We start from the raw sequence: 12,765 nt of genomic DNA on the forward strand, positions 1-12,765 counted from the left end.
GGGTAATTGTATTGTTTGAATCAAATTATACAAAGAGGATTTATGAATACTCATCAGACCGCGCGGAGAATGCAACGGGTTCGTCCTTCTCCCACCGCCACTATTTCCGACCAGGTCAGGAGTCTGGAGGCCGAAGGCCTGCCAGTGATCAATCTGGGCGAAGGGGAGCTGGATTTTGCCACGCCGCCAGCCATCAGTTATGCCGGTATTGAGGCAATTATCAGCCATCAGACCAAATATACCGCCGTGGCCGGTACCGCCGTGCTGAAACAGGCGATTGCGGCTAAATTTCTCCGCGATAACCAGCTGAATTACCGCCACTCACAGATCATTGCCGGTAGCGGAGCTAAGCAGCTTATTTTTAATGCGCTGCTGGCCACCGTCGATGCGGGACAGCAGGTGATTATTCCGGCCCCTTACTGGGTATCCTATCCCGATATGGTCACGCTGGCGGAAGGTGAGCCGGTGATTGTGCCCTGTGAAGAACAGCATGGCTGGAAGCTACAGCCGGAAACGCTGAAAGCGGCACTGACTCCGCAGACCCGCTGGATCATCCTTAATTCGCCGGGCAACCCAACCGGAGCGGTATACACCGCAACAGAGTTACAGGCGCTGGCGGCGGTACTGGCTGATTATCCGCAGGTGTTGATTATGGCAGATGATATTTATGAGCCATTACGTTATGACGGCATTGCGTTTTATACCTTTGCCCAGGTAGCACCGGAGCTGGCGGACAGAACACTGACGGTCAACGGTGTTTCAAAAAGCCATGCCATGACCGGCTGGCGACTCGGCTATGCCGCCGGGCCGGAATGGCTGATTGCTGCCATGCAGACGCTGCAATCGCAGAGTACTTCTAATCCGTCATCGATATCACAGGCCGCGGCGGTGGTGGCACTTAACCAGCCCGCGGATTTTCTGCCGGGCTGGTTAAATGTTCTGGATAAACACCGCCAGCGGGTACTGCAACTGGCCAGTGATACCGATGGGCTGTCGGCCAGTGCGCCGCAGGGGGCATTTTATCTGTTCGTCAATTGCCGTGAATTGCTGGGCCGCCGTACCCCACAGGGTGAGGTGATCTCTGATGATCTGGCGCTGGCGAGCTGGCTGCTGTCTGAGGCTCAGGTCGCCGTGATCCACGGTTCGGCGTTCGGTACCCCGGGTTATCTGCGAATTGCTTATGCGGTGGACAGCACAGTGCTGGAAACGGCCTGCCAGCGGTTGTCACAGGCGATTTCGCGACTGAGCTAAGTCTGAGGGCAGGTGATAAACCGGCCGGGGCAGCCGCGCGACAGGGCATTGTGGCGCGGCGATTCCGGCCGGACTGAGGTTGTTACTCCATCAGCCGTGCCTGGCCGGATACGGCAATCGGGCTGCCTGGCTGTTCGGTGATCTTCGCAATAATCCGTGAGCGTATTCCCATATCTTCGCCCTGGATAATCTCTATTTCCCCGTGGTGCGGCCAGCCGATATCGCGCAGATAACCGGCAAAGGCGGCTGATGCCGCTCCGGTGGCCGGATCTTCGTAGACCCCGCCGTAAGCAAACGGATTACGGGTATGAAAGTGTTGCTCGTCCTCTGCCACCACCAGCAGAATAGTGACCCAGCCGTTATCCCTCATCAATACTCCGCCTTCTGCCTGCGAATAATGCATCGCGGCTAACTGACTGCGTTGTTTTAGTGTCAGTATCAGGTGGTCGGCACCGCCGTGGATACGGGCAGGGGGGATTCGCTGATCTAAATCTTCACGGGTATAGCCAAACAGTTGCAGTGCCTGATCCACCAGAGACGGGTCAACCGGCTGACTGTGGGTCGGCGGGGAAAGCAACGTGGCCTGCCAGTTACCGGATTCATCGGGCTGTGCCGAGACCGGAATGCTGGTCAGGTTGAGCTGAAACTGGTAATCCCCGGCACCATAACGCCCGGCAATGCCGGTGGTGGTGGCGATAGTGGCGTGACCGCAAAACGGAACTTCAGCTTCCGGTGAAAAATAACGTACCCGCCACAGTCTGTGGGTGTCATCGAGCGGTACGGCAAAGGCGGTTTCTGAAAACCCTACATCTGCGGCAATTTTCTGCATCTCTTCATCGGTAGGGAACTGCGTTCCCACCCAGACTCCCGCCGGGTTACCGCCTTGTCCGGTATCTGAAAACGCCGCAATATGAACCAGTTCTGACGCAGGGTATTGCATAAGTACTCCGTAAGTTAAGCAACAGGTGGGGTAAGCTTTACCATAACTGATGTTTGCGGAGATAGCATCAAAGGGTCTGGCAGTGAGGGAAAATTTTCTAATGCACTGAGCTCGCTGTTGTTTTGGCGAATGATGGCTGGAAAGCGCTATTTAACGGAAATCGCATCCGGAGCAGCGGCGATTGCGCGGGCTCGCTGGTTGGATGTAACCCCTGAGTCGTGATGCACAGCGCAGAAATAATGGTCTGTGGTTTTAATGAAGGACGCTCTGGTGAACAACTCTCTGCTCATTGCTGTTCATAGTCTGAGGCTTATTTCGGCAAACAGCCCGGCAAATGACACGCTGCACGAAGTAATGTCAAAGAATGTGGTTGATGAGTGATTGCATTTTTCCTGATTGCCCGATTGCAAATGACCCGGGCATCGCCAACAAATCATGAGTGAAGAGCACCTGCTAAGTTGACTGGCAGCTTTGAGCGAGAAGCGGAACTCCGCAGTTAATCTCACAGCTAAATAGTTGCATTACTCACATTGCGGTGTGTTAATCAATGAAGAGCAGATCAATAAGAACAGAAATAAAAACTCCAAGCATTACTACAAGTCTGACATAAGAGCCAAACACATAATCCGTTCCCAGTGATTCACAAAAGGTGATTTATTTATTATTGTTTGAAATATAAGGTCTTTAGCAGCATTTTTATCTACGGAGATTGGTAGTACTGAGTTATATAGAGCTAAAAGCACAACTAACCTCGCACCAGCTTCTTTCGAGTATCTTAAAGATAAATCAAAATCGTTAAAATGTTTTTCCACTCTTTGTTTATGTGCATTATCCCAATCAGCAGGTGGAGAAACAAAATACTCAATAACTCCAGGTTCATCATTTTTGCCAACCAAGTATCTAGCCGATATCCACTGCTCATCATAATAACGGCTATCGTCTAAATAGGGATGTAATATCTGTTCTGCTTCATTTCTTGCAAAAGTTTCCCCTTTACCATCCATATTACAATCTCGACAAGCTGGCACAAGATTAACAGGAAATATAGAAAACTGAGGATAGTGAGCTTTAGGCAAATAATGATCTAAATTTCGAGGGCGCCCAATCCCACCACAAAATGGGCATTTTTCATTAGCAGCAGTCATCAGGGCATCATAAATAGTTCGAGCAGGTTTTTTCTTCCCAACAACATAATGTCCATAAAGCTTAACAAAGTCAGATTTCTTTAACCGACCTACAACAATAGGGTCTTCCTCATCTTTGTTTTGCAGTGGTTGTATTGTATAAAGTTCACCAGTTAATGCCGATGCTTGGTATGAAGCTGCCAATGTTTGCAAATCAGTTATTGCTTCATCCACTTTCAGTAACAAGCCCGGATTGCCAGTTATGCCTTCGCGGCAGCTAGTCAGCATATCGCTATATGTATAAGCAGGTTGTTTAAGTTTCAACATCACTTAACACTCCGATCTCTATGTGTGACAAGCACTTTCAATAGAGCTCGGGCTTCAACACCAAGCTGGTTACGATACTCATCGACTATATCCTCATATGTTCCACCTGACATAACTGATTGGACTAATAAATCGTGAAAACCGGATTTGACTACTTCAAGACCAAATACTTCTCTTGTTAAGATTCCTACATTCTCACCAAATGTTTCAATGTCTGGCCTGCGAGATTCGGTAGACAATCTTGAACGATTGATTTTCCAAACACATCGTTTAGGAACCTCTTGAAGTACCACAGGTGAGTGAGTTGCAATAATAGAAACACCATTTCTATCAAGTAGCAAATCAGACAGCGCACGAATAAAAGCAGACAGCAACGGTGGATGAAGATGGCTCTCTGGTTCATCAATTAGCACTAACGTTTTTTCTTCCACCGTTGCGACTAAACGTGTAAGTGTTAATAATACAACCGCATGACCGGAGCTCATTCTTTTTATACGTTTCCGTGCATTACTAACGAGCATCTCACCATTATATCCGGCTAGATTTTTCAGCTCCATGTTTGCAAAATTTTCATCAGACTCCAAAGTATCAATAGCTTGCAGCCATCTTTCACGCTTAGGAATCTGGCTAAAGCATAGCGTCAAAGCTTGTAGAAAGTCTTCATGAATATCATTTAGTCCTTTGAGCGACTCTCCTTTTTTTTTCAAACCTATATAGAAGTAGCAAGTTCCCTTTGATGGATCAGGCTGTTCACTTGGTGGCTCGAATGGATCGAATGCGCTAAATGACACAGAGACTAAACTACTAAAGTAATCATTATCAATCGGATCATTACTCCACCCCTCCAGATCATAAAATTTTGCATTCGACGTACCTTTACTGGTAACAGCTTCAATCATTCCGTTTAGAATTGTCGTTTTCCCCACACCATTACGACCTATGATCGCGTGAATATTGGTGCTTGGTTTTTCTCCTACGTTCACCTTAAATGATAATTCGATATCGGAAATCTTGTCTTGTGCAGGGCGAATGAACTTAAACTCAAAATTAGTCAGTGGATTCTTTCCCTCAAGCACTCGCGCAAACTGCCCTTTAATAACAGACAAACTAACATACCGAAGTAAAGACGTTTTAAAGACCTCCTCATCCTTAACAAGATCTATAAGTTCTGGCGCATAAGCTATATCTTTGAGCGCCTCAAGTAATGAAACTTTGACGGATTCTGGTAAATTCGAAATTTTCTGATAATAGTCGACATCCTGACCAACGGAAAAATATCCTTCTGAGAGAATTCTAAACTTACTCCCTAACGTGGAGTAAGTTGATTTTTCAGTAGTTTGTCCTTGAAAGCCAATCTTGACATTCCCAATATCATGCCGTTCACCTTTCTGATCAAACAGATACATGTAAAACATTGTAATGAAGGAAAAGTCATTCCAACGATCCACATGCAGGTAAGCCGTACTAATGCCTACGGTAGGAATACGTTGCTCTCGGGGTACAATAATGATTTCCATATGATTTCCGAAAACCTTTTTTGTTTAGACTCACCTAATTATATCAAAAACAATAACAGATGTGTAAATATATTCTGCGAGAAACTTAAATATACAAGAAAACTCAAAAATTATTTTTTCGGTTACGCTAATAATTAAAGGAAGTGTCGTCAGGAGTTCTAATTATTAGTTGAAATAATTTACATATGATACGCAGTCAGACTTTTGAAATAATAAGATTCTAGCAAAGGCAGCTCCCGCCACAAAGCGGACGATCGGTATGCATTCCCACTACGATTCAGGGCACTGAAGGGTAAGTTCATAAACTACGCATGGCTCATCGTAATGCTGTTCTATTGCTTTATAAGTCATGCCTAAACGCTGCATCACTCGCTGAGAGGGGATATTTTCCGGGTCGGCAACAGCCACTAAATAATTTGCGCCTACGTGCTCCGCCGCAAAATCAATAATCGCTTTAGCCGCTTCCGTTGCATAGCCTTTGCCATTATGTTCCGGAATAAGCCGCCAGCCAATCTCCAGGGGTGCGCCCTCAATGTTTGCCAGGTATTGGAGGCATGCTGCTCCAACAACCGCTCCGGAGGACTTCTCTTTAATCGCCCACCACGAAAAGCCATATTTATGCCATCGGGCCTGAACAGTTTTTATACTTCCCCGGGTCTCTTCTGCTGTTTTAACAATACCTTTGCTGATATACCTCATTACGCTGGGATTGTTATCCATCACCCTTAAGCCTTCGTAGTGTGAGTCATTATAGGGTTCAAGACTTAAACGCGTAGTCTCTAAATTCATCTGAAAATCCTCTTACCTGGAAACAATTTACCTGGAAACAATGCTTTCGTTGAACTTATCCACATAAATCAACATATCAAGATATACGATGTGTCAGATCATGACACTAAACCGCTATGTGTTACTGACCCAGTGTAAATCCGACCAGAATCTAAAAAGAGTCGGGAAGCGGGACAGTTCTCGTACTGCTGTGGCGGATCTACCGGAAGTATCAGGTACTCTGCAATGTCGTCTCCTGGTTATCCTTCGCCAGAGACCGGTTTTCGGTGCTGTTTCAAAGAAATTCCGGCCGGAACCGGCTATGCTGCGGGTTTTATGATGGCCTGGGTCACCCGCAATGTATGATTTTCGCTTAGTGTTGCAGTTGCTGCAGCAGATGTGTGTGTTTCTGGTGATTGCCTGGCTGATGAGTAAGACGCGGTTGTTTATTCCGTTGATGCAGGTGACGGTCAGGCTCCCCCATAAGCTGCTGTGTTACATCACTTTTTCGGTGTTCTGTATTCTTGGCAGCTATTTCGGGCTGCATATTGACGATTCGATTGCCAATACCCGCGCGATTGGGGCGGTGATGGGCGGTTTGCTGGGCGGGCCGGCGGTGGGCGGTCTGGTCGGGCTCACCGGCGGATTACACCGCTATTCGCTGGGCGGTATCACCGCCTTCAGTTGTATGCTGTCGACCATTGCCGAGGGGCTGTTGGGAGGTATCGCCCACAGCCTGCTGTTGCGGCGGGGCCGTGCCGATAAGATCTTTAGTCCACTGACGGCCGGGGCTGTCACTTTACTGGCCGAAGCCCTACAGATGGTGATTATTCTGTTGATTGCGAGGCCCTATCCTGAAGCCAGCCGTCTGGTGAGCCATATTGCGGCCCCGATGATTATTACCAATACCCTGGGCGCGGCGCTGTTTATGCGGATTCTGCTGGATAAACGGGAAATGTTCGCCCGCTATACCTCGGCGTTTTCGGCCACCGCATTACGGGTGGCGGCCGCCACCGAGGGCATATTGCGCCAGGGGTTTAATCAGGAAAACAGCCTGAAGGTGGCTCAGGTGCTGCACCGCGAGCTGGATATCGGCGCGGTGGCGATTACGGACTGTCATAAACTGCTGGCGTTTACCGGCATTGGTGATGATCACCATATTGCTGGTAAACCGGTCTCTTCCCACTATACCCGGCGGGCGATAGACAGCGGAGAAGTGGTCTATGCTGACGGGAATGAAGTGCCATACTGCTGTTCGGTTAATCCGGCCTGTAAGCTGGGGTCCACGCTGGTGATCCCCTTGCATGGTGAAAATCAGCGGGTGATTGGCACTATTAAGTTGTATGAGGCGAAGAACCGGTTGTTCAGTTCGATTAACCGGACCCTGGGTGAGGGGATTGCTCGTCTGCTGTCAGCACAAATTCTGGCAGGGCAATATGAACGGCAAAAAGCCCTGCTGGCACAGTCTGAAATAAAACTGCTGCATGCTCAGGTGAACCCCCATTTTCTGTTTAATGCACTGAATACACTGCAGGCCGTAATCCGTAATGACAGCCAGCGTGCCGGGCAGTTGGTGCAGTATCTGTCCACTTTTTTTCGCAAAAATCTCAAGCGTTCTTCTGAGATGGCTACGCTGGAAGATGAACTGGAACATGTAAACGCCTATCTGCAAATAGAACAGGCACGATTTCAGCCACGGCTGAAGGTGGACTTACAGATCCCTGAGGCTCTGCGACATTACCGGCTGCCGGCATTTACTCTGCAGCCGCTGGTGGAAAATGCTATCAAACACGGGACTTCGCAGTTACTCGGGACAGGTGAAATTACGATATCTGCCTGTCAGCACCAGCAATATCTGGAGGTTTCGGTGCAGGATAATGCAGGGCTGTTTGTGCCACTGACCGGTAAAGGACAAGGAATGGGAATGAGCCTGGTGGACCGACGCTTACGGGCGCGCTTTGGAGACGATTGCGGGCTGAATGTTGATTATCACACCGACCACTATACGCGGGTGATTATCCGGCTACCCACGGAGGAGCAAAGTTAATGGAGGTACTGATTGTTGATGATGAGCCACTGGCGCGGGAAAATCTCCGGCTGTTATTACAGCAGTACGACGATATTGTGATTGCCGGCGAAGCTGCCAATGCCATTGAGGCGATGGCCGCGATTAACCGGCTGCGGCCGCAGGTGGTGTTTCTGGATATTCAGATGCCGCGCATCAGCGGACTGGAGATGGTCGGAATGCTGGACCCTCAGCAGCGGCCGCATATTGTTTTCCTGACTGCTTTTGATGAGTATGCCTTGCAGGCTTTCGATGAAGACGCCTTTGATTATCTGCTGAAGCCTACCGATCCCGCCCGGCTGGAAAAATGCCTGAAACGGCTGCGTCAGGTCAGTGATCCTCAGGATCTGACACGCCTGCCGGTGTTGCAGACACCACTGAAATATATTCCGTGTAACGGACAGAATCGTATCTGGCTGTTGCCGATGGAAGAGGTAGCCTGTGTCAGCAGCCGTATCGGCGGGGTATTTGTCACCAGCAGTGCAGGACAGGAGGGTGCGACTGAGCTGACCCTGCGGACGCTGGAACAGCGGACTCCTCTGTTACGTTGCCACCGCCAGCATATGATCAATATGGATCAGCTGCGCGAGATCCGCATGGAGGAAAATGGTCAGGGGGAACTGCGGATGAAAAGCGGCCAGACCGTGCCGGTCAGCCGCCGTTATCTGAAACGCATTAAAGAGACGCTGGGACTATAAATTATCCGGCCGCAATGCTTCGAAGGCCTGGCGGATTTCCTGTTCCGGCAGATCAACACCGATAAAAATCAGGGTACTGGCAGGAATTTCATCATGCTGCCAGGCACGGTCCCAGCCGGAACTGTACAGCCGTTGCACGCCCTGAAACAGCAGGCGGTGAGTTTCACCGCTAACCCACAGCATGCCTTTATAGCGCAACAGGTTGTCTGCAAAGCGTAGCAGCAGGGATTCCATCACCGCAGAAAGTGCATTAAGCTCCAGCGGGTAATCGAGAGTGAGTGTCAGTGATCTGACCCTGTCAGGGGTATCCGGCACAAAACGGTACTGCACCACCGGCGCAGTAGCGGGTTCCAGCATAAATCCCCGTAAATCAAACAACGAACGGATATCGGTATCCCCATTCACCACCCGGACAATCGGGGCACGGGCGTTAATCCGTTGTAGTCTTTCGATCAGGGCCGCCGTGTCCGGTGCGATATCGGTCTTACTGAGCAACAGCCGGTCAGCGTAACCTATCTGGGATTGTGCCACGCTGTAGTTATCCAGTTGCTGTGCGGCATGAACCGCATCCACCAGGGTAATCACACCATCCAGCTGATATTCTTCCGCCAGCCGGGGATGACTGAAGAAAGTGCGGATCACCGGGCCCGGGTCTGCCATGCCGGTGGATTCGATGATTAGCCGGTCAAAATTCAGCAACCCCGACTGGCGCGAATCCAGCAGCTCCAGCAGTGTGCTTTCCAGCTCACTGGCGCGGCTGCAACAGATACAGCCATTGGCCAGTGTCGTGATTTGGCTGGCGCGATCACCGATGATTTGCCGGTCGATGTCCGCTTCGGCAAACTCATTCTCGATAACGGCAATCCGCATTCCGTGTTCGGTCTGCAGAATGCTGTTTAGCAAGGTGGTTTTCCCGGCTCCGAGGAAACCACTCAACAATGTGACGGTTACCGGTATCATCCGTTATTCTCCTTCAGCAGCAACGCATACCTCCTTTACCATCGCCGCCGTAACGGGCCTGCTGGCGTTCACGAAAGAACTCCTCATAGCTCATCACCGGTTGGTCCGGATGGTTGATCCGCATATGCTCTGCGTAGTTGTCATAATCCGGCAGGCCAACCAGCATACGTGCGGCCTGACCCAGATATTTTGATGCCGAACCGGCCTTTCCAAACATAATGGCTCCTGTCGGGGCAGGGCTGCCTTGTCTGACAGCCCTGGTGTTTTTAGTGACCGGAGGAGGTTTTCACCCCACCTTCCGGCACCGGCACATAAGGGGTCTCCTGGTCTGTGCGCTGCGGATTTTTGTCCGCCTGGCGCCAGATTTTTATTCCGTATATCAGGATACTGTAGACCACCACCAGGAACAGAATACTCAGTGCGGCGTTGGTGTAGTTATTCAGCACGATTTGTCGCATATTGCTGATCTGCTCCGGGGTCAGACTGGTACCGGCATCAATCCGCGCCTGATAAGTTCTCGCCATATAGAGAAAACCTTCCATCTGCGGATTGGTGCTGAATAGCTTCATCAGTGATGCCCAACTGGTGCAGATAATCAGCCATATTGCCGGAACCATCGGCACCCATATGTAACGGCTGCGTTTCATCTTAACCAGTATCACCGCACCCAGCGTCAGCGCCACCGCGGCCAGCATCTGGTTTGAGATACCGAACAACGGCCACAGGCTTTTTACGCCACCCAGCGGATCGACCACTCCCTGGTACAGCAGATAGCCCCATAACCCGACACAACCGGCAGTACCCACAACTGACGCCGGCAAAGAGTTGGTCTTTTTCAGGAACGGCACAAAATTTCCCAGCAGATCCTGCAACATAAAGCGTCCTGACCGGGTACCGGCATCCAGCGCCGTCAGGATAAACAACGCTTCGAACAGGATACCGAAGTGATACCAGAATCCCATATCAGCCAGCGGCATAATTTTATGGAATACATCGGCAATTCCCACCGCCAGGGTCGGCGCCCCACCGGCACGATTGAGCAGCGAAGGCTCGCCGATATTACTGGCGGTTTGCATCACCTGTTCCGGCGAAATCACAAAGCCCCAGCTACTAACGGTGGCTGCCGCCTGGGCGGTCACGTCTTTGAGTTGCGCCAGAATCATCGGGGCGTTCTCTCCGCCCAACTGATGCAGATTAGGCATTGTGATCCCAAGCGTGGCTGGCGGGGTATTCATGGCGAAATAGAGGCCGGGTTCAATGATAGAGGCGGCGACCAGTGCCATGACGGCGACAAATGATTCCATCAGCATCGCACCATAGCCGATAAAGCGTGCATCCTGCTCGTTTGCCAGTAGTTTCGGGGTAGTCCCGGAAGCGATCAGTGCATGGAAACCAGATACCGCACCACAGGCAATGGTAATAAACAGGAACGGGAACAGTGCGCCTTTCCATAACGGGCCGGTCCCATCAATAAACGGGGTAAGAGCCGGCATTTTCAGATCCGGATTGAGGATCACAATGCCGATAGCCAGCCCGACGATGACACCGATTTTCAGGAAGGTAGCCAGATAATCGCGGGGAGCGAGGATTAACCATACCGGCAACAGTGCCGAGATAAACGCATAGCCAATCAGCGCAAAAGTAATGGTGGTATCTTTAAAGGTCAGGGCCGGTCCCCAGTAGGGATCACGGGCAATCACTCCGCCAAACCAGATGGAAAGCAGTAGCAATACCAGGCCAATCACCGAAACTTCCAGCACGCGACCCGGCCGCAGATAGCGCATATATATGCCCATCAGCAGCGCGATTGGAATGGTCGAACAGACCGTAAACACCCCCCAGGGGCTTTCTGCCAGGGCTTTCACCACAATCAGCGCCAGTACCGCGAGAATAATAATCATGATCAGGAAGCAGCCAAACAGGGCGATAGTCCCCGGCACCCGTCCCATCTCCTGTTTAATCATCTCACCGAGTGACTCACCGTTACGTCGTGACGAGAGAAACAGCACCATAAAGTCCTGCACTGCGCCGGCCAGTACCACCCCGGCCAGCAACCATAAAGTGCCTGGCAGGTAGCCCATCTGGGCGGCCAGCACCGGGCCGACTAACGGGCCTGCTCCGGCAATGGCGGCAAAATGGTGGCCAAACAGCACATAGCGGTTAGTCGGAACATAGTTCAGTCCGTCATTGTTTAATACTGCCGGGGTGGCCCGGCCGGGGTCGAGCTGCATCACTTTCTGCGCGATATACAGACTGTAGTAGCGATAGGCCACCAGGTAGACCGACACCGAGGCAACGACCAGCCACATGGCACTGATATGCTCACCCCGCCGTAATGCCAGCACGCCAAGGCAAAAAGCACCAACAATCCCTAAGAGAACCCAGGGAACGTGCCTGAGTATTTTGTGTTTATCCATATTTAACCTGCTGTTTTATATTGAATTATAGGGTGACAGGGGTCACGTGTTGAAGATGCCAGATAGCTGGCACCGGAACTTCCTTTCCCGGTGACTCTATCCTGACGATTTTTCGTGGGAGGCGGGAAGAAAAATGGCTAAGTGGCGATATGACGCAGAGAGCGGTTGCCGGAGGCATTGAACGGTTTCTGAGGGCGACTGGCGCAGCGGTTTCTGTGATTCAGATCGCAGCCAGAAGCAGGTGGCTGGCACAACTGACGTGAATGAAAATGGACAGCGTAAAGCGACCCTCTGGTCATTATCCGCTAACGCTAATCTGTTAACCGACAGTCAGTCATCAGCAGAAGCTGGTCCAAAGGCGACAGAATGAAAGAGGCGGCTACAGATTTACGGCTGAGCGACCGGCTATCAAACTGTGATCCGGCGCATTATGGATGAAAATAAATTGTTAAGCAGATCACAAAAACAAAACAAACATGACGTGAGAATATGTGATCTACATCACATATAGGCTCTGATCTGAGCCAGGGAAAAGCACATTCTGCATTTTTTTACAGAATATATGTGATTCAGATCACCAAAAACACCCCCATCCCCCATGCCTGACAGTGATACCGATCACAAATTTTTTGCTCAATATTCGGGCCGAAATCTGCGTGCTAGAGTCCGCCTGAGCAGAGCAATTCTGATGTCTGCAA

11 protein-coding genes are annotated in these 12,765 nt (G+C 50.5%); 4 read left to right on the forward strand and 7 right to left on the reverse strand.

Annotation, left to right across the window (positions count from 1 at the left end; translation table 11 throughout):
• Positions 1 to 42 precede the first annotated feature (42 nt).
• Positions 43 to 1,251: a pyridoxal phosphate-dependent aminotransferase gene (locus HA49_RS00795; RefSeq protein ID WP_038017218.1), complete on the forward strand. Its 1,209-nt coding sequence runs from the start codon at positions 43 to 45 to the stop codon at positions 1,249 to 1,251.
• Between the two features lie 82 nt (positions 1,252 to 1,333).
• On the opposite strand, the gene HA49_RS00800 is transcribed toward HA49_RS00795, so the two are convergent.
• The 4 genes from HA49_RS00800 to HA49_RS00815 all read right to left on the reverse strand — a co-directional run bounded on the left by HA49_RS00800 (position 1,334) and on the right by HA49_RS00815 (position 5,948).
• A complete protein-coding gene (locus tag HA49_RS00800) occupies positions 1,334 to 2,191 on the reverse strand; it encodes a PhzF family phenazine biosynthesis protein (RefSeq protein ID WP_038017220.1) in 858 nt (285 codons plus the stop codon).
• 593 nt (positions 2,192 to 2,784) lie between these two features.
• The gene (locus HA49_RS00805) at positions 2,785 to 3,642 is read right to left on the reverse strand and encodes an HNH endonuclease (RefSeq protein ID WP_038017221.1); all 858 of its coding nucleotides are present in this window, start codon (positions 3,640 to 3,642) and stop codon (positions 2,785 to 2,787) included.
• The gene (locus tag HA49_RS00810; RefSeq protein ID WP_038017223.1) at positions 3,642 to 5,159 is read right to left on the reverse strand and encodes an AAA family ATPase; all 1,518 of its coding nucleotides are present in this window, start codon (positions 5,157 to 5,159) and stop codon (positions 3,642 to 3,644) included. The genes HA49_RS00805 and HA49_RS00810 overlap by 1 nt, the downstream gene beginning before the upstream one ends.
• 270 nt (positions 5,160 to 5,429) lie before the next feature.
• Complete coding sequence (locus HA49_RS00815; RefSeq protein ID WP_038017225.1) at positions 5,430 to 5,948, reverse strand: GNAT family N-acetyltransferase; 519 nt, start codon at positions 5,946 to 5,948, stop codon at positions 5,430 to 5,432.
• A 337-nt stretch (positions 5,949 to 6,285) separates the two neighbouring features.
• On the opposite strand from HA49_RS00815, the gene HA49_RS00820 reads away from it, so the two are divergent.
• The gene (locus HA49_RS00820) at positions 6,286 to 7,974 is read left to right on the forward strand and encodes a sensor histidine kinase (RefSeq protein WP_038017226.1); all 1,689 of its coding nucleotides are present in this window, start codon (positions 6,286 to 6,288) and stop codon (positions 7,972 to 7,974) included.
• On the forward strand, positions 7,974 to 8,690 hold the full coding sequence (gene btsR, locus HA49_RS00825; RefSeq protein ID WP_038017228.1) for a two-component system response regulator BtsR: 717 nt from the start codon (positions 7,974 to 7,976) through the stop codon (positions 8,688 to 8,690). The genes HA49_RS00820 and btsR overlap by 1 nt, the downstream gene beginning before the upstream one ends.
• Here the strand turns inward: btsR and yjiA are convergent.
• From yjiA to HA49_RS00840, 3 genes are read right to left on the reverse strand one after another with little or no spacing between them, the layout of a single operon-like run.
• Positions 8,685 to 9,650 carry a GTPase gene (gene yjiA, locus HA49_RS00830; RefSeq protein WP_038017229.1) on the reverse strand — a complete coding sequence of 322 codons (966 nt, stop codon included), beginning with the start codon at positions 9,648 to 9,650 and terminating at the stop codon, positions 8,685 to 8,687. The genes btsR and yjiA overlap by 6 nt on opposite strands.
• A 13-nt stretch (positions 9,651 to 9,663) precedes the next feature.
• The gene (locus HA49_RS00835; protein WP_038017231.1) at positions 9,664 to 9,867 is read right to left on the reverse strand and encodes a YbdD/YjiX family protein; all 204 of its coding nucleotides are present in this window, start codon (positions 9,865 to 9,867) and stop codon (positions 9,664 to 9,666) included.
• A gap of 49 nt (positions 9,868 to 9,916) precedes the next feature.
• Positions 9,917 to 12,067, reverse strand: a complete 2,151-nt coding sequence (locus HA49_RS00840; RefSeq protein ID WP_038017233.1) for a carbon starvation CstA family protein — start codon at positions 12,065 to 12,067, stop codon at positions 9,917 to 9,919.
• A gap of 241 nt (positions 12,068 to 12,308) precedes the next feature.
• Between HA49_RS00840 and HA49_RS21920 the strand changes: the two genes are divergently transcribed.
• The gene (locus HA49_RS21920; protein WP_281177677.1) at positions 12,309 to 12,437 is read left to right on the forward strand and encodes a hypothetical protein; all 129 of its coding nucleotides are present in this window, start codon (positions 12,309 to 12,311) and stop codon (positions 12,435 to 12,437) included.
• Positions 12,438 to 12,765 lie beyond the last annotated feature (328 nt).

It is taken from the genome of Tatumella morbirosei (assembly GCF_000757425.2).
GTDB classification, from domain to species: Bacteria; Pseudomonadota; Gammaproteobacteria; order Enterobacterales; family Enterobacteriaceae; genus Tatumella; species Tatumella morbirosei.